The organism is Methylobacterium sp. J-030 (assembly GCF_022829545.1).
GTDB lineage: Bacteria > Pseudomonadota > Alphaproteobacteria > Rhizobiales > Beijerinckiaceae > Methylobacterium.
In genome coordinates this window covers 68,529-84,956 of record NZ_JAKSYM010000313.1, presented here as the reverse complement: position 1 = coordinate 84,956, position 16,428 = coordinate 68,529, and the positions used below count along the sequence as shown (strand labels likewise).

At 69.7% G+C, this 16,428-nt stretch carries 15 protein-coding genes; 4 read left to right on the top strand and 11 right to left on the bottom strand.

The window, feature by feature from the left end:
* Nucleotides 1-229 precede the first annotated feature (229 nt).
* The 7 genes from MKK75_RS23600 to MKK75_RS23570 form a co-directional block, all read right to left on the bottom strand.
* Nucleotides 230-2,317: a catalase gene (locus MKK75_RS23600; RefSeq protein ID WP_244044948.1), complete on the bottom strand. Its 2,088-nt coding sequence runs from the start codon at nucleotides 2,315-2,317 to the stop codon at nucleotides 230-232.
* 386 nt (nucleotides 2,318-2,703) lie between these two features.
* Nucleotides 2,704-4,098 (bottom strand): molybdopterin-dependent oxidoreductase, encoded by a 1,395-nt coding sequence (locus tag MKK75_RS23595; protein WP_244044947.1) that lies wholly within the window; start codon nucleotides 4,096-4,098, stop codon nucleotides 2,704-2,706.
* Nucleotides 4,099-4,215: 117 nt separating this feature from the next.
* The gene (locus tag MKK75_RS23590; RefSeq protein WP_244044946.1) at nucleotides 4,216-4,545 is read right to left on the bottom strand and encodes a hypothetical protein; all 330 of its coding nucleotides are present in this window, start codon (nucleotides 4,543-4,545) and stop codon (nucleotides 4,216-4,218) included.
* Nucleotides 4,546-4,608: 63 nt separating this feature from the next.
* Nucleotides 4,609-5,418 carry a nucleoside phosphorylase gene (locus MKK75_RS23585; RefSeq protein WP_244044945.1) on the bottom strand — a complete coding sequence of 270 codons (810 nt, stop codon included), beginning with the start codon at nucleotides 5,416-5,418 and terminating at the stop codon, nucleotides 4,609-4,611.
* Between the two features lie 10 nt (nucleotides 5,419-5,428).
* Nucleotides 5,429-6,478: a selenide, water dikinase SelD gene (selD, locus tag MKK75_RS23580; RefSeq protein ID WP_244044944.1), complete on the bottom strand. Its 1,050-nt coding sequence runs from the start codon at nucleotides 6,476-6,478 to the stop codon at nucleotides 5,429-5,431.
* A gap of 53 nt (nucleotides 6,479-6,531) precedes the next feature.
* Nucleotides 6,532-7,335 carry a TIGR01459 family HAD-type hydrolase gene (locus MKK75_RS23575; protein ID WP_244044943.1) on the bottom strand — a complete coding sequence of 268 codons (804 nt, stop codon included), beginning with the start codon at nucleotides 7,333-7,335 and terminating at the stop codon, nucleotides 6,532-6,534.
* Nucleotides 7,328-8,395, bottom strand: coding sequence for a radical SAM protein (locus tag MKK75_RS23570; RefSeq protein ID WP_244044942.1), 1,068 nt, complete (start codon nucleotides 8,393-8,395; stop codon nucleotides 7,328-7,330). The genes MKK75_RS23575 and MKK75_RS23570 overlap by 8 nt, the downstream gene beginning before the upstream one ends.
* A 373-nt stretch (nucleotides 8,396-8,768) precedes the next feature.
* Here MKK75_RS23570 and MKK75_RS23565 point away from each other — a divergent pair, with 373 nt between their 5' ends.
* The 4 genes from MKK75_RS23565 to MKK75_RS23550 are packed head-to-tail and all read left to right on the top strand — an operon-like array spanning nucleotide 8,769 to nucleotide 12,604.
* Nucleotides 8,769-9,656, top strand: coding sequence for a putative selenate ABC transporter substrate-binding protein (locus MKK75_RS23565; RefSeq protein ID WP_279594077.1), 888 nt, complete (start codon nucleotides 8,769-8,771; stop codon nucleotides 9,654-9,656).
* Nucleotides 9,657-9,671: 15 nt separating this feature from the next.
* Nucleotides 9,672-10,352 carry an ATP-binding cassette domain-containing protein gene (locus tag MKK75_RS23560; protein WP_244044940.1) on the top strand — a complete coding sequence of 227 codons (681 nt, stop codon included), beginning with the start codon at nucleotides 9,672-9,674 and terminating at the stop codon, nucleotides 10,350-10,352.
* Entirely contained in the window at nucleotides 10,349-11,908 is a 1,560-nt protein-coding gene (locus MKK75_RS23555) for a PhnE/PtxC family ABC transporter permease (RefSeq protein WP_244044939.1), read from the top strand. The genes MKK75_RS23560 and MKK75_RS23555 overlap by 4 nt, the downstream gene beginning before the upstream one ends.
* A 33-nt stretch (nucleotides 11,909-11,941) precedes the next feature.
* Entirely contained in the window at nucleotides 11,942-12,604 is a 663-nt protein-coding gene (locus tag MKK75_RS23550) for a DoxX family protein (protein WP_244044938.1), read from the top strand.
* A gap of 11 nt (nucleotides 12,605-12,615) precedes the next feature.
* Here the strand turns inward: MKK75_RS23550 and MKK75_RS23545 are convergent, their stop codons facing one another.
* From MKK75_RS23545 to MKK75_RS23530, 4 genes are read right to left on the bottom strand one after another with little or no spacing between them, the layout of a single operon-like run.
* The gene (locus MKK75_RS23545; protein ID WP_244044937.1) at nucleotides 12,616-13,338 is read right to left on the bottom strand and encodes a glycosyltransferase family 2 protein; all 723 of its coding nucleotides are present in this window, start codon (nucleotides 13,336-13,338) and stop codon (nucleotides 12,616-12,618) included.
* Nucleotides 13,335-14,408, bottom strand: a complete 1,074-nt coding sequence (locus MKK75_RS23540) for a radical SAM protein (protein ID WP_244044936.1) — start codon at nucleotides 14,406-14,408, stop codon at nucleotides 13,335-13,337. Before MKK75_RS23540 ends, MKK75_RS23545 begins: the two co-directional genes overlap by 4 nt.
* Entirely contained in the window at nucleotides 14,405-15,700 is a 1,296-nt protein-coding gene (locus MKK75_RS23535) for a hypothetical protein (protein ID WP_244044935.1), read from the bottom strand. Before MKK75_RS23535 ends, MKK75_RS23540 begins: the two co-directional genes overlap by 4 nt.
* Entirely contained in the window at nucleotides 15,697-16,422 is a 726-nt protein-coding gene (locus MKK75_RS23530) for a TIGR04282 family arsenosugar biosynthesis glycosyltransferase (protein ID WP_244044934.1), read from the bottom strand. Before MKK75_RS23530 ends, MKK75_RS23535 begins: the two co-directional genes overlap by 4 nt.
* Between the last annotated feature and the right edge of the window lie 6 nt (nucleotides 16,423-16,428).

The window sequence follows — 16,428 nt, the reverse complement described above, 5'->3', positions numbered from 1 at the left end:
GTGTCGCACCCGGCTGACGAGTGAGAGCAGATCTTGTGCCTGCCGAACATCGCGCGTCCAGTGACGTAGCCCGAGTCCGCTATTCAAGTGGACTTTCTCCGAAACGGACCAGCCGCCTTCGGCCAGAACCCGCTGAGGCCGTCAGGCTACCGCGCATCTCGATGCCATCAGAAAAGGACGATCGCTAGAGGTTGATCATCACGCCCAAGCGATCGTGCCTTTCATCTGTTTAGGCGAGCGTGCGGACGTTCGGTTCGCGGTCCCAGTAGCGCTTCTTCGCCGCCTCGACGAAGCCGCCGAGGTCGGTCACGCCCTCGTCGGCCTCGACGCCTGCTTTATCAAGCAACGGCTTAGCAGCGGCGTTGGCGCCGATCGCCTTCAAGTGGCCAAAGGCATCCATCACCCACTGCACCGCGGCACCCTCTTTCACGAGCTTCCCCGCAGCCTTCTCGGACAGGATCACCGCGCAGGCATCGACCGTCACCGAGGGCTGGCCGAACAGTTGCGCGTCGGCGGCGATGGCCGAACCGTCCGAGAGCGGCACCTTGCCGACCTTCGGGGCGATCGTCATCGCATGGCCGCCCGCCGCCTTGATCGCCTTCTTCAGGGCGTTCAGCTCGCCCGCATCTGTTCCGTCCGCGATCAGGATGCCGACGTTGCGGCCTTCCAGCGTGTGCCGCTCCAGTGGGCCACGGATGATGCGCAGGGCAGGCGACGGCGCCATGTCCAGGACCGGGGCCGCGGTCGGCGAGGCAAGCGGCAGGTCCATCGCCAACCCGTCGGCAACGCGCGTGGCTAGACTCTCGTCGACATTGCGGAGGTTGGCGAGCATCTGCAGGCGGATGTGCTCCAGGCTGACCTTGGATAGCTCGAACACGAGTGCGGACGCGATATGCGCCTGCTCGGCCGGGTCCATCGAACGGAAAAACAGCCGCGCATGGCTGTAGTGGTCGGCGAAGCTCTCCGGCCGGACCCGGAGCTTTGGCCCCTCCTCGTCCGAGGGGAAGGTCTTGTAGCCACCCTTGGCGTCTTCTCGCGCACCGCCCGGCTCGCCCGCCTTGGCAAGGCTGTTCGGCTCGTAGTTGGCGCGGCCCTTCGGCACCGCCATCTGCATGTGGCCGTCCCGCTGCTGGTTCATGAATGGGCAGCCGGCCGCCTCGGCGCGACCCTTGGCGGAGTTGATGGGCAGCTGGTGGAAGTTGACCGAGCCCAGCCGCGAGAGCTGGGTGTCGGTATAGCTGAACAGCCGGCCCTGCAGCAGCGGATCGTTCGAGAAGCCGATGCCCGGCACGACGTGGCTCGGCACGAAGGCCGCCTGCTCGGTCTCCGCGAAGTAGTTGTCCGGGTAGCGGTTGAGGACCATCTTGCCGACGATCCGGACGGGCAGCACCTCCTCGGGGATGATCTTGGTCGCGTCCAGCACGTCATAGGGCTGGCTGTTGGCGAACTCCTCGTCGAACAGCTGCAAGCCGAGCTCCCACTCGGGGTAGTCGCCGCGCTCGATCCGCTCGAACAGGTCGCGGCGCTGGAAGTCCGGGTCGGCGCCGGCGATCTTGACCGTCTCGTCCCAGATCGTCGAGGCGAGGCCGGCCTTCGGCTTCCAGTGGAACTTGACGAATGTGCTCTTGCCCGCCTTGTTGATGAACCGGAAGGTGTGGACGCCGAAGCCCTCCATGTTAGCGAAGGTGCGCGGGAGTGTCCGGTCCGACATCGCCCACATGATCATGTGAGTCGACTCCGGCATCAGGCTGATGAAGTCCCAGAAGGTGTCGTGGGCGGTCGCCGCTTGCGGATAGCCGCGGTCGGCCTCCATCTTGGCGGCGTGGATCAGGTCCGGAAACTTGATCGCGTCCTGGATGAAGAACACCGGGATGTTGTTGCCGACGAGGTCCCAGTTGCCCTCGCGGGTGTAGAACTTGACGGCGAAGCCGCGCACGTCACGGGGCGTGTCGATCGACCCCGCTCCGCCCGCCACGGTCGAGAAACGGGTGAACACATCGGTGCGCTGGCCCTTTTTCTGGAACAGGTCGGCGACGGTGATGTCTGCGAGGCTCTCAGTGCACTCGAAGTAGCCGTGCGCGGCGGACCCACGGGCGTGGACGATCCGCTCCGGGATGCGCTCGTGGTCGAAGTGGTTGATCTTTTCGCGGTAGACCTCGTCCTCGAGCAAGACAGGGCCCCGGGGACCGGCCTTGAGCTGGTTCTGGTTGTCGGAGACCGGCGTGCCGTGATTGGTGGTCAGCACGGGGTGGTCCGCGTCGGCGGTTTGATGTGTCTCACCACCGTGGCCGGCATCGAGTGAGGTCAGTTCGGTCATGGCTGCTCTCCTTGGATGAGAGCCAACCGAAAGCGCGGCCGTAAGTTTCCCCCGTCGGGCGATAGCGGTGAAAGCGTGATCTCGGTCGGCTCGCGGCCCGCCCAAAAGGCTGGTCGAGATGGCTGAGGCATGTCCGCTTCACCGCGATTGCGGTGCGGAAGCAGACCGTCAGCTTTCGGCCAGATCCGGTCGGCGGCTTCACGCCCGTCCCGTCCGTTCAGCCGAGCACTTCGGTATCCCGAAAGCGGACGCTGCGGCAGGAAGTCGACCGCTTCACGAACCGCGCATCCCGGTCCGCCGGAATCCGCTCATCGCGGTCCCCTGGCTGCCGAATGCCCGCCCGTGAACTGAGCAGGGTCGAGGCCGGGTCGATCCTGCCGAGACGCTCACGTGAAGCGGATCTTGAATCTTGGGACCGCGCCGAAATCGTAGCCGCCTTCGTTGAAGGGCACGGTGGCCGGCTGCACCTGCCCGCGGTTGTCCATGGTGCGGGTCTCGATCAGTAAGTCTCCGGGCTGCGGGTCGAGGGCGATCTCGAAGCGGCGCCACGTGTAGGGGTTGGGCTGCGGGTCGATCAGCCGTGCCTCCTGCCAGAGGCCGCCGTTGACGCGGACGTCGACCTTGCGGACACCGGCCTGCGGTGCCCAAGCGTAGCCGCGCAGGAGCTGCGGCCCGTGGGGGAGCGTCGGCGCCTCGCCGCGCCCCAGCGGATAGTTCGGGGGCAAGAGCGGCTGCTTGGCGAGGGCGAGCGGTACGGTGAGCATCGAGCGCATGACGTGCCAGGTCACCGGCACGCCCCGGATATCGGAGGGCTTCACGAAGCGGAACTCGTCGTTCGGTCCCGGCACCGGTGCCGGGTAGGCCGGTCCGATGTTGGCGTGGCCGATCGTGTTGAGCCGGACCCAGAAGTCGTGACTGGCGATCTTGATCTCGGTGAGCCACTTGGTCGAGGCGCCGCCCGCCCAGCCCGGTACGAAGGCCCGCACGGGCGCTCCGTGATCCGGCAACAGCGCCTTGCCGTTCATCTTGAAGGCGAGGCCAATATCGTCGGGTCGACTGATGATCTCCTCGATCGGCAGCGGACGCCCCGTGTCGGACTCGGTGTTGGGCGCCTTGCCGTCGACCCCCGACCAGAAGAGACAAGCCTTGGCGTTGTCCTTCAAGCCGACGAGGCCGAGAATGTGGCTCATCGGCACGTATTGCCATTCGGCCTGACCGACCCCACCCAGCCCCCAGCCGTTGCCCGTGACCTTCTGTGGGGACGCCAGCATGTCCTGCTGCTCCCAGAACAGGGAGCGGCCGTTGCCCGCGCACTGCATCACGCTGATGAGCGAGCGGGAGGGCATCTTGAGCAGATCGTCGTAGCCGATCTCGATCGGCCGCTCGACCGCGTCGCCGTGGATCTTCAGCCGCCATCGGCGGGGATCGACGCGGGAATCCACCTCGGCGCGCGGCGTCGGGTACTCGTTGCGGATGTAGAACTGCTCGGCGGGGGTGATGTAGGTGTCGAAGTTCCACCATGCCCCGCCCTGGTTGGTCGGGTTGAGGTCGGTCAGCAGCCCGACATCCTTGACGAAGTTCGGATGCATGCGCGAGATCGGCGGGGCCGCCGTGTTGCCGATGGTCAGGCGCGGCAGGTCGGCCGGCGCCTCCGCGGCGATCGCCGGTACGCGCGCCGACGCACCGAGCGCAGCGAGGCCGACGAAGATACTGCGGCGGTTCGGCCGGGCCGCCTCGACGCGGGGCAAGGCTGCAACCGGGGAAACAGTCGTTTCGGACATCGGATCGTCCTCGCCGTTCTGACGCGAGCGGTGTCCATTATCCGGACGGCATCAATCCGCGCTCCCCCGTCATCGTGTCTGACGAACGCATGGGACGCAACGGGCCGCGGAATGCCGTCAGGCAGAGAAGTCGACGGTGCTGCCCGGTGGCATCAATGTCCCCACGGCCTGATCGCTCGCCGACGCCCTGGCGTGCGTGAGCTGCGCTTGAGCCTTGTCCACCAGCTTCTGGTCGCATGCGACGCAGCCCGGGCTATGGTCGCGCTTGTCCTGATCGACGAGGCCGTTGGCGTTCGCGAGCGCCTGTTGCGCCGTCGCGATCGCGGACTGAGTTCGAACCGTTTGCCGCGCGGCCTGCGTCCGGTCGGCGGATTGCGACGGCCTCGGCAGCTTGACCGGCGGCGCGGAAGCGCCGCTCGAAGCGGATGCGCCGATGCTGATCGACATCAGTACAGATCCCGGCCCGTCGCCTGCCCGGGATGCTACGCTCGAATTCTTGCGATCGCGTTACTATCCCGTTGCACGAGCGCGGTGAGCCGCTGCGACGGCCCCGACCAGGCGGAGTGCGGCGGTGGCGCCGTTGGCGTCGCCCTTCTCGAAATCGCCGGCCTGACCCATCTGGTTGGTGACGTGGGCGAAGCACAGGACCGCTTGGCCGCGCGCCTCCGCGAAGGCGTAGAGCGCGGCCGCCTCCATCTCGACCGCGAGGATGCCCAGCGCGGACGCGGCCGCGATGGCCTGCCGGGTCTCCCGGTAGGGCGCATCGGTCGTCCAGGTCGCACCCCGTTCCACGGGTTCGCCGATGGTCGACAGGGCGGGGGCGATGGCGGCGACCAGATCGGCCGGGGCCCGGGCGAAGTCGGCCGGCGGCAGGTAATGGTAACTCGTGCCCTCGTCGCGAAGGGCCGACTCGATCAGGATGAAGTAGGGCGGCGTCCAGGACGGCGTGATCTGGCCGGACGAGGTCACGCTGATCAGGAGTTCGCAGCCCGAGGCGAACATCTGCTCGGCCACCAGCACCGCGAAGGGCGCACCGACCGCGCAGCCGACGATGCCGATCTCATGCCCGCCGCGTTCGAAGCGGACGAGTTCGGTGTGATAGCAGGCCCAGGTCGGGTCGGGCCGCGCCTGCCCGGTCGCGCGCAGGTGGCGAACGATATCGCCGTCCGGGTCGAGCACGCACAGCGCGGGCACCCGGGCGGCGGCGAGGCCGCGTTGCCGGCGCGCCTCGCGCAACAGGCTCTCGGGTGTGAATTCCGAGGCCGCCCCGTACGCCTTGTCGCGCAGGATCGGAGCGGCGGGCGCGTCACGGGGCGGCATCGAAACCGCGTCAGGCCTCGACCCGGATCCCGGGGGGGCCGGCCTCGAACCGCCCGACGATCGCGGCCTGCGCGAAGCCGGCGGCGTGGACCTGGGCCAGGATCGCTTCGGCCCGTCCGGGCGCGCAGGTCACGAGCAGGCCGCCGGAGGTCTGGGGATCGGTGAGGATGTGGCGGCGCCAGTCCGGCAGCCCCTCGGGCAGGGACACATGATCGCCGAAGCTCGCCCAGTTGCGGTGCGAGGCACCCGTGACGAAGCCGTCCTGCGCCAGCGCCTCGGCCCGGGGCAGGAGCGGGATCGCGCCGCCCGCGACGACGAAGGTCAGGCCGGCGCCGCGCGCAAGTTCGAGCCCGTGGCCGAGGAGGCCGAAGCCGGTGATGTCGGTGATGGCATGGACCTCCGCGTCGCCCGCCAGCTCCGCCCCGACCTTGTTGAGGCGCGTCGTGGTGGCGACGAAGTCGGCGTAACCCTCGGCATCAAGGGCCTCGCGCTTGATCGCGGCGGAGTAGATGCCGACGCCGAGAGGCTTGGTCAGGATGGCGACGTCGCCGGCCCGCGCGTCGGCGTTGCGCCGGACGCGGTCCCGGCCGCACAATCCGATCACTGCGAGGCCGTAGATCGGCTCCGGGGTATCGATCGAGTGGCCGCCCGCGATGGGGATGCCCGCCTCGGCGCAGGTTGCGGCACCGCCCTTCAGGATCCGGGCGACGATCTCGGGCTCGATCTTGCCGACAGGCATCCCCAGGATGGCGAGCGCGAGGATCGGCTTGCCGCCCATGGCGTAGACGTCGGAAATCGCGTTGGTGGCGGCGATCCGGCCGAAATCGTGGGGATCGTCCACCATCGGGGTGAAGAAGTCGGTCGTGGCGATCAGGCACGTCCCGTCGTCCAGCGCCCAGACCGCCGCGTCGTCGGCCGTCTCGTTGCCGACGAGCAGGCGCTCGAACGGGCCGGCCACGGGCTGGTCGGCCAGCAGGGTGCGCAGCACCGCCGGGTCGAGCTTGCAGCCGCAGCCGCCCCCGTGGGCGAGGCTGGTGAGGCGAACCGGGGCCGTATCCATGGCTGAATCCTGTGGCATCGGGGGCTTCGACATCGGAGGGTCGGGCGCGGGTCCTACCAGAGAAGGGCGGGCAGCCCATACAGACGGCCGGCGGCGCCGGCCGGACGGGGGCGCGACGGCGCATCGCCGATCTGGAGCGCGCTGAACCCGGCGCTCAGCGCGCCCGCCACGTCGAGCGCCGGCGTGTCGCCGATACCGAGGACACGTCCGGGGGCGACCGGCCGGCCCTGCGCCCGCTCGGCACGCTCCAGGGCGTGGCGATAGATCAGCGCGCCGGGTTTTCCGGTCTCGACGACCGCGCCGCCGAGCGTCCGGTAGCGCGCGGCCACGAGGCCGGCGAAGCGCAGGCGCGTCGCACCCACCATCAGGCTCGTGTCCGGATTGGTGCAGAGCAGATGGAGGCCGCGCCGGAGCGCACGGCACAGGATTGCGTCGAGGTCGTCATCGCCGTCCGGATAGCCGGTGCATACGGTGCAGGCTGCGTCCTCGACTCCCGTCAGGGTGACCGGCAGGCCCGCGAACAGGATCCGGTCGCGCGCCGGGCCGATATGGTGAACCCCCGCCGGCGCCCGTTCGCTCAGGAGCATGCGGGCGATGTCGGCCGAGGTGACGAGGGCGTCGTACACGGCGGCGATCCCGCGGGCCCGGAGCGCGTCGGCGAGGTAGCGTCCGGGATCGGCGGCGTTCGAGACGAGCACCACCGTGCCGCCTGCCGCCCGGAAGGCGCTCAGCGCCGCGATGGCGGCCGGAAAGATGCGGGCTGCATCGTGGAGGACACCGAAGACGTCGCACAGGAGGACCTCATAGTCGCCCGCGACCTGGCTCAGTCCAGCGATGGCCTCCGGCTCGTCAGCCACGGACGCGCGCCTGGACGATCGTGGTGCAGGCGCTCTCGAGCTTCGGCAGCTCGCGGGCCGGCGCCATGGTGATCGCCAGGGGGCGGGACTCCCCGCGCACGATCGGACAATAGGGGTCGACCTGATCGAGCTGCTCCATCAGGCGCCGACGCCCGGCGCAGCCGCCATGGCAGGACGCCTCGTGCACGCAGCCCTGGCAGGGCTCCGGCAGGGCGCGGGCCGCTGCGAAAGGGGCCGTCTCGACGATCCCGATGCCGGCCTCGCACAGGGTGTCGAGACTCTGTCCCGTGCCGCCCCAGTACACGCAGGGTTGGACCGTGGCGCGGGGCGTCACCCGCACCGTGCCGACCCCGCACCCGCCCCGGCGCGCCGGCAGGCCGGCCATGGCCCGGACCAGCGGCTCACCGATGGCGATCACGTCGGTCTCGGCGAACAGCCGCGCGAACCCGCCCCAGTATTCCTCGTAGGTGAGCGCGAAGGCATCGGTGCGCACCGCCTGGTAGACGTTGATGCGCAGCGGCGCCTCGAACCTCTGGGCGATGGCGGCGATCTCGTGCAGCCGGTCGAAGTTGGTCCGCATCATCACCGCGATGAAGGTGACGCCGACGCCGAGCGCCCGGCAGCGGGCCGCCTGCGCCATCACCAAGTCCCAGTTGCCGGCGCCGCGCTGCGCGTCCTGCTCGTCCCGGGTCGGATAGTCGATCGAGAACTCCACGTCGGCGAAGGCCCGGACCGCCGCGTCGTCGATCATCGCGATCGAGTGCCCGTTCGACGTGATCGTGAGCTTGATCGGCTCGGCCCGCAGCATGTCGAGGAGCATCGGGAATTGCGGATGCATCCCGTTCTCGCCGGTGCCCAGGTTGACCGAGCGTACCGGCAGGCTGTCGAGGACCGCCCGAACCTGAGCGGGCCCGAGCCGGTCCAGCCGGTCCGGATCGCGGTAGCAGAAATTGCATGCGAGGTTGCATTCGTTGGTCAGCCCGAGCCCGAGCGAGAAGGACCGAGCCGGGTCGGCGTCGACCGGTGTCGGCAGCGCGGGCGTCGGCGACATCGAAGCCATGGAGATCCTCTGACCTGATCCGGCGCCACGATGCACGAGGCTCGGCGTCATGGCGCGCGGCATCCCGATACCCTTCGCACGGAGGGGCATCGCGGTGACATCACATCTTCAGCAACGCGTGGTGGTCCGCGCGTGTCCCCGGTGCGATCGTCGCGGGAACCCGCACGCTGCCGGTCCCGGTCCGCCCCGCCGGCCGAGCCCCGGAGACGCCGGCGCTTCCCGGCGCGTAACCGCACGGCGCCGCCCCGCGAAGGTGATCGGTGGCATGGCGGCCGCGCAACCCGACGATCCCGCGCCGGCAACAATCGTCAATTAATTGGACATCCGCCTCCGTTTGGGGGCGTAGAAGACTGACATTCCAGCGAGGACGGCAATGCTGAGACGGATGTTGAACGGGTCGTTGCTGGTGGGACTGGGATGTCTCGTCGTGGCCGGGCCTGCGGCCGCGCAGGAGCGGGCCAAGCCGGCCTTCGTGTTCACCGGCATCCCCGACCAGGACGAGAGCCGCCTCGTCGAGCGCTTCGGCAAGGTCGCCGCCTACCTCGAGGGCAAGCTCGGCGTGCCGGTGAAGTATCTCCCGGTGAAGAGCTACCCGGCGGCGGTCACGGCCTTCACCAACGGGCAGGTCCAGCTCGCGTGGTTCGGGGGCTTCACCGGCGTCCAGGCCCGCTTGGCCTCCCCCGGCGCGCAGGCGATCGCGCAGGGCGCGGAGGATGCGGCCTTCAAGACCTACCTCATCGCCAACACGAAGACCGGCCTGACGAAATCGGCCGACTTTCCGAAGGCGATCGCCGGCAAGACCTTCACGTTCGGCGCCCGCTCCTCGACGTCGGGCCGGTTGATGCCGGAATATTTCATCCGCGAGGCCTTCCCGGGGAAGACGCCGGAGGAGGTGTTCGCCCGAGTGGGCTTCTCCGGGGACCACAGCCGCACGATCCAGCTCGTCCAGTCCGGTGCTTTCCAGGTCGGGGCCGTCGACTACTCGGTCTGGGACCTCGACAGCAAGGCCGGCAAGGTCGATCCGAAGGAGGTCGGCATCATCTGGGAGAGCCCGCCGTTTCCCGACTACCAGTGGACCGTGCGGGGCGATGTCGACGCGATCTACGGCGCCGGGTTCATGGAGCGGCTGAAGGCGGCCCTCATCGGCATCACCGATCCGGCGATTCTCGCGCCCTTCGCGCGCTCGAAGTTCATTCCCGTGACCAATGCCGCCTATGAGCCGATCGAGCGCGTGGCGAAATCCACGGGTCTGCTGGACTGACGCGAGCGCAACGCGGTGCCCCCGTTCCAACCCGAGCCGGAGATCATGCTGGCGGGCGCCCAGGCGGCCTATGACGGCAGGCCCGTCCTGTTCGGGGTGAACCTGGTCATCCGGGCCGGCGAACGGGTCGCCCTGATGGGACGCTCGGGGGCAGGGAAGTCGACCCTGCTCGGGCTCATCCACGCCCAGGCGCGCGCGCGGACCGCACTGATCCCGCAGGCGGCGGCGCTGGTGCGGACCCTGTCCGTGTTCCACAACGTCTACATGGGCCGCCTCGACCGGCGCTCGACCCTCCACAACCTGCGGACCTTGGCATTCCCGGCCCGCGCCGACGTCGCCGAGATCCGGGACATCCTCGGGGAGATCGGGCTTGCGGGCTCGCTCAACGCCAAGGCCGGCGCCCTGTCGGGCGGGCAGCAGCAGCGCGTCTCCGTGGCGCGCGCGCTCTACAACGGGCGTCCGATCCTGATCGGGGACGAACCGGTCTCGGCCCTGGACCGCACGCAGGGCGGCCTCGTCCTGGAGCGGCTGGCCGCGCGCCACCGGACGCTGGTCCTGGCTCTCCACGATGTCGGCTTGGCGCTCGCGCATACGGACCGGATCGTGGTCCTTGACGCGGGGCGCATCGTGTTGGATGCGAACGCCCGCGACCTCGACGAAGCGACCCTCCTGCCGTTCTACGGGGCGTCCACGTGAGCGCGCTGCGCCGGATACCCGGCTGGGGCTACGCGGCGGTGACCCGCTGGTTCGCCGGTGGTGCGCTGGCCGCACTCCTGGCGGCGGACCTCGCCGTCACCAGCCTCCACCCCTGGGCCGACCTGCGGCGCCTGCTCGCCGGCCTGATCCACCCGGACTTTCCCGCCGTGGAGATCTGGAGCGTCGTCTACACCGTCGCCTTCGCGATCCTCGGGGTCACCCTCGGGGCCGGGGCCGGCCTCCTCCTCGCCATCCCGTTCGCCCGGTCCCGGGGCGTGCGGTTCGCCTGCGCCGGCCTGCGCTCGGTCCACGAGCTGTTCTGGGCGCTGCTGCTGATGCAGGTGTTCGGCCTGTCGGCGACGACCGGGATCCTCGCCATCGCGCTGCCCTACGCGGGGATCTGCGCCAAGGTCTATTCCGAGATCATCGAGGAGGCGGACCTCTCGGCCCTGCGGGTCCTGCCCGAGGGAACCGGTGCCGTGTCGGCCTTCGCGTATGGCCGTCTACCGGATGTGGCTGCCGCCTTCCGGCACTACACGCTCTACCGGTTCGAATGCGCCCTGCGCTCGACCCTGGTGCTTGGCTTCATCGGCCTGCCCACCATGGGCTTCTACCTCGAATCCGCCTTCCGGCAGGGCCGCTACGCCGAGGCCGGAGCCCTGCTCCTCGTCTTCTACGTCCTGATCGGCTCCCGCCGCCTCTGGATGCGGCTCTCGACCCTGCCCATCCTGCTCGTCGGCAGCGGCCTCGTCCTGCCGCGGACCGTCGGGACCACGCACTGGCTCGCCAGCCTGATACGCTTCGTGACGCACGACATCGTCCCGGCCCCCCTCCGGTCCGGCACGCTGCTCGATCCCGCGACCTGGGGCCGGCTCGAACTCTGGTTCCGGCCGATCCTCACCCAGCAGATCGTACCCGGTGCGATCCAGACCCTGGTGCTGGCGCAGGTCGCACTGGTCGCCACCGCCCTCGGCGCGCTGGTCCTGTTCCCCCTCGCCTCGCGCCGCTTTGCCGGGCCGATCGGGCAGCCCTTCGGGCGCGTGCTCCTGGTGGTGGTGCGCTCGACGCCGGAATACATGCTGGCCTACGTGCTGCTGCAGTTGCTCGGCCCGTCGATGCTGCCGGCGATCCTCGCCCTGACCATCCACAATGCCGGCATCGTCGGCTACCTCATGGGGCGCCATGCCGACGGCCTCGCCTACCGCCCCGACGCCCCGACCGGCCTGAACCTCTACAGCTACGAGACGGTGCCGCGGCTCTACGGGCAGTTCCTGGCCTACCTGCTCTATCGCTGGGAGCTGATCCTGCGCGAGAGCGCGATCTTCGGCATCCTGGGCGTGGCGACGCTCGGCTTCTACGTCGATGCCGCGATCTCCGAACTGCGCCTCGACACCGCCGTGCTGCTGATCGCGGCGACAGGACTCCTGACCATGCTGGTGGATGCGCTGTCCCGGGCCCTGCGCCGGTCTCTGCGCCTCGCGGACCTGCCGGTCCGCCTCTCCGAGCCGCGGCACGGACCCGCGACGAACCCGCCCCTCCCGACGGCCTGCTCCTGAACGGCCTGCTGCCATCCATCGAGGATCGATGCCATGCGAACGGATCCCTTCACCGACACCTGGCTGTTCCTGATCGGGCAGCAGAACGACGAGGTCGCGCTCGGTTACGGGCGATGGCTGGTCGCTGCCGGCTTCGCGCTGCTGGTCCTCGCCAGCATCATCATCGCAATCCGGGAATGGATCGAGGATCCGGTCCAGCGCACCGGCCGCGACGTCACCCTGTGGGCGCTGCGCGCCCTGATCGGCGGCATGTGGTTCCAGGGCATGCTCTGGAAGCTGCCGCTCGCCTCCACCGAGAACGGGCTCTACTACTGGACGGGCGAGGAGGTGACGAACGCCGCCTTCGCGATCCACCGCACGTTCGTGCGGAGCGTGCTGCTGGCGACGCCGAATTTCTACATCCTCGACGTCCTGGTCTTCTTCACGGAGCTGACCTTCGCGATCTCGCTCCTCCTCGGCCTCGGCGTCCGGATCGTCGGTGCGGTCGGCGTCCTGTTCGTGGCTCAGCTCTGGCTCGGCCTATACCTGCAGCCGCAGGAATGGCCGTGGACCTACGTCTTCCTTGGCGGTCTCATGGCCCTGTTCAGCGTTTTCGGGGCGGGCCGCAGTCTCGGCCTCGACGCGGAGTTGCGGCGCCGATACCCACCCGGTCTCACCTTCGGCTGGGCCGCGCGCCTCGTGCGCATCGCGACCTGAGGCGCGGCGCGTCAGCCGGCCGGGCGTCCCTCCCGGGACAGGGCGCGGGCGAGGCGCAGGAAGGTCGTGCCGATCGCCCACGCGGCGCGCAGTCCCACCCGCCAGTCACCGGACACTTTCGAGGCGCCACCGCGCCGCGGACGTTGCCCGACGGCGACCTCCACGCAGCGCAGGCCCGCCGCGGAGGCGCGCATCAACATCTCGAGGTTCCAGCCATAGGTCTCGTCCCGCATGCCGAGGCGCGCCAGCGCGTCGCGGCGGATCGCCCGGAACGGGGACATGTCGGTAAAGCGCGCTCCGTAGGTGAGCCGCAGCAGCCAGCCCGCGAGATGACCGGCGACGATCTGCTGCGGGCTCATAGCCCCCCGTTCGCGGTGGCCCCGGATCCGGGAGCCGTGGACGAAATCGGCGTGACCCAGGCGGATCGGATCGAGGAGGGTGGGGACGCAATCGAGCCGGTCGCTGCCGTCGCCGTCGACGAACAGGACGATGCCGGTCTCGGGCGGCAGCGCCGCGATCCCCGTCTGGATCGCCCGGCCGTAGCCGCGGCGCGGCTCGACGACCACCCGCGCCCCCGCGGTCGCGGACCGCTCGCGGGTCGCATCCGCCGACCCGCCATCGACCACGATGACCGCGTCGGCCCCATGGGTCAGCAGGCCGGCGACGACGTCGGCGATCGCGGTCTCCTCGTCCAGGCAGGGGACGATGGCCGTGACGAAGGGCGCGATGATCACAGGCTCCAGCGCAGCCCGCAATTCGCGCAGGCCTGCGGCGGCTTGTCGGAGAGCAGAGCGTCGCGGAAATCGGTGTAGGCGGCGCCGTTCCAGATCGCCCGCAGGCTGTCCTGCGTGGCGTCGCCCAAGGTGTAGTTCTCGTAGCCGCGCTGCGAGAACGGGGCGATGCAGCAGGGGAGCGCCCGGCCGTTGGCCGTGAAATACATCACGTTCCAGGGGCGGCGGCACAGCGACCAGGGCGAGCCGTCGTCGTCGCGCCGAAGGCTCATGCCGGGCTCGCTCGCGGCGCCCGAGGCCGAGAAGGTGAGCCCCAGCTCGGCCGCGACCGCCTCGGCCTCGGCGAGGTAATGGGCCTCGTCCGCCTCCATCCGCTCGTAGAGCGCCTGATCGGGTCGGGCCATGCCGATCGCATCGTCCTCGAAATAGACCAGGCGCTGGAGATAGACCTCCTTCACGCCGGTCTCGGCGGCTACCCGCACGAAGGCGGGCAATTCCGGCAGGGTCTCCTTGAGCCCGGTGAGCCAGGCTGAGACCCGCGGCTTGGCGTGGCCCTCCCGCTCCTGCAGGGCCCGGAACGCGCGCACGTTTTTCAGGATCCGCTCGAAATAGTCCTTGCCGCGAACCGTGATGTAGGAGGCGCGCGTCGAGGCATCGAGCGAGACTCGCAGCTCGTCGAGGCCGGCCGCGATCAGGGCCCGCCCGTTCCGCTCCGACAGGACGGTGCCGTTGGTGTTGAACAGGACGTAGGTCCCGCGATCCTTGAGGTAGCGGACCATGCGCGGCAGGTCCTTGACCAGCATCGGCTCGCCGACCCCGTGGAGCACGGCCCGGCTGAGATCGGGCACCTGATCGACGATGCGGGTGAACAGCTCCCAGCTCATGTCGGCCGGCGGTTCGAGCTCGACATAAGTGCGCGGACAGGTGGTGCAGAGCAGATTGCAGCGGTTCGTCACCTCCAGATATAGGCAGACCGGCGGACGTTCGACGACGGTCCCGGCCGTCCGCGGCGCCGCCTCGTGGTAGCGGCGCGGGTCGACGACCGGCGGCTTCGCGGTGAGACCGAGGGTCATCGGGCAACTCCGGGGCGCCGGCCGTGGCCGACCTGTGCCAGCGCGGCGGCCGCGACAAGGGCGGCCAGGACCGCCGAGCGCACCGGGTAGGAGAGCTGCGGATCGCCGGGGACGACATCGTAGAGCATGAAGCCTCCCACCGTCAGGGCCCAGCCCGGAAGTGTCGGTGCGACGCTCAAGAACGGCACCGCCATCAACAGATACCAAGGGAATTCGGGCGAGAGCAAAAAAAGTAACGTCACGATCGAAAGATTGATGTCGCGCAGGCTGCGCTCGGGTGGCCGCACGCGCCGGAACCCGGTCCTGAGCGCGAGCGCCGCCAATATCGCGAGGCTGAGGCCCAGATAGATCTGCGTGTCGTGGGGGTGCTCACCGACGCAGAGGCGCCAGAGCCGCAGCAGGACGAAGCCCGAGCCTGAGGACAGGCCCTCCTCCTCGACATAGCCGGTGGCGAGAAAGCCGAGCACGCCGCGCCCGACCGACAGGTAGGGCAGATACGCCGTCGCGATGACGAGCGGCACAAGGCCGACCATCCGCCAGTCCCACGGTCGCCACAGCCCGGGCAGCGCGATCAGGGCGAAGGGCTTGGCCAGCGCCCCCAGGATGACAGCGGCGGCCCCCGCGTAGCGCCGGCCGATGGCGAGGGCCAGCCAGAGGCCCAGCATCATCAGGGCGATCATCAGCCCGTCGACATGGCCCTGCCCGGCGATCTCCCAGACGGGGAGCGGGTGCCACGCGTAGGCCGCCACGCGCGTCACCGGACGCCCGGTCAGCCGCAGGAGGCCGACCAGGGCGACCAGGGTGAGGCTCTCGACGACCACGAGGCCGAGCTTGATGGCCAGCGGGCTCGCCGACACCCGGGTGACGAGGAAGAAGAACCCCTGCGCGATCGGCGGGTAGATGGTCACCGCGTAGTCGGCACGGTTGATGAAGGGGTAGACCGCCCCGTCCCGCAGGGTTGCCAGGGCCGGATCGGCGGGGACGTAGCGGTACGGATTGATGCCGGCGCCCTGCACGACGCCGTCCCAGACGTAGCGGAAGATGTCCGTGGACAGGATCGGCGGCGCGGGCAGTGCGAGGATCCGCATGGCCAGGCCGGCTCCGAGGATGAGGGCGAGGGCCCGCCCCGCCTCGACGCATTCCAGGCGGGCCGCGAGCGCCGCGATCACCCCGCTGGCGATGGTGAGCGCCAGGAAGGCGTCGTCCCCCAGTCCGAGCAGGACCGGCATCCCCAGCCCCACCAGCGCCGTGCCGGCGAGGCCGAGGAGGATCAGCCGTTGGATCGCACTCAAGCCTCCGACCACTGCGTCAGCAGCGCCCGCGTCGCCGCGGCCGGCCCGCCGACGATTCCGGGCGTCGCGAATGCCGGCGGGGTTCCGGCGATCTCCGCTTGCAACAGCCCGAGCGTCTCCGCATCGTCGATATCGTACCACAGCGGCAGCATCGCGACCTCGAGGCCGCCGTCGACGGCGCGCGCCCGGGTCAGGCGCAGCACGTCGCCGGTGCTCCAGGGGATGTCGGTGAAGAGCGCGGGATGGTGGCGCTTCAGTCCGATCAGGGTGTAGCCCCCATCGATGGCCGGTCCGAGCACCACCCGATCCCCGGGCCGTCGCAGAGCGGTGACGGCTGCGGTGAGGAGGGCCGCCGGCAGGGTCGGCGAATCGGAATTGATCAGCACGACGCAATCATGGCTGTGCTCCAGCAACCGCTGTACCGTTGTGCTCAGCACGACACCGAAATCTGCGCCCTCCTGAAGGACGAGGCGGAAAGCGGGGGGCAGGATCGCGGCAAGCTCGGCCTCCGATCCGGCGGGTGCATAGACCCCGTAACCCTGACGTCCCAGCGTTTCCGGCACCGCCAGCACGGCGTCGGCGACATCCCGCAGAAAGCATGCGGAGAGTTGTGCCGCCTGCGCAGGCCCCAGATGCGCGGCGAGCCGGGTCTTGGTGCGACCGGGACGCGGAGCCTTGCACATGATCCCAAGCGCTGCGTTCATCCGGCCGGCCGTCTCCACCTTGGG

Coding starts and splice junctions, on each gene's coding strand:
- MKK75_RS23540 (WP_244044936.1), bottom strand. CDS start 14,408: ATGACCCTCGGTCTCACCGCGAAGCCGCCGGTCGTCGACCCGCGCCGC.
- MKK75_RS23600 (WP_244044948.1), bottom strand. CDS start 2,317: ATGACCGAACTGACCTCACTCGATGCCGGCCACGGTGGTGAGACACAT.
- MKK75_RS23590 (WP_244044946.1), bottom strand. CDS start 4,545: ATGTCGATCAGCATCGGCGCATCCGCTTCGAGCGGCGCTTCCGCGCCG.
- MKK75_RS23595 (WP_244044947.1), bottom strand. CDS start 4,098: ATGTCCGAAACGACTGTTTCCCCGGTTGCAGCCTTGCCCCGCGTCGAG.
- MKK75_RS23570 (WP_244044942.1), bottom strand. CDS start 8,395: ATGGCTTCGATGTCGCCGACGCCCGCGCTGCCGACACCGGTCGACGCC.
- MKK75_RS23585 (WP_244044945.1), bottom strand. CDS start 5,418: ATGCCGCCCCGTGACGCGCCCGCCGCTCCGATCCTGCGCGACAAGGCG.
- MKK75_RS23550 (WP_244044938.1), top strand. CDS start 11,942: ATGCGAACGGATCCCTTCACCGACACCTGGCTGTTCCTGATCGGGCAG.
- MKK75_RS23565 (WP_279594077.1), top strand. CDS start 8,769: ATGCTGAGACGGATGTTGAACGGGTCGTTGCTGGTGGGACTGGGATGT.
- selD (WP_244044944.1), bottom strand. CDS start 6,478: ATGGATACGGCCCCGGTTCGCCTCACCAGCCTCGCCCACGGGGGCGGC.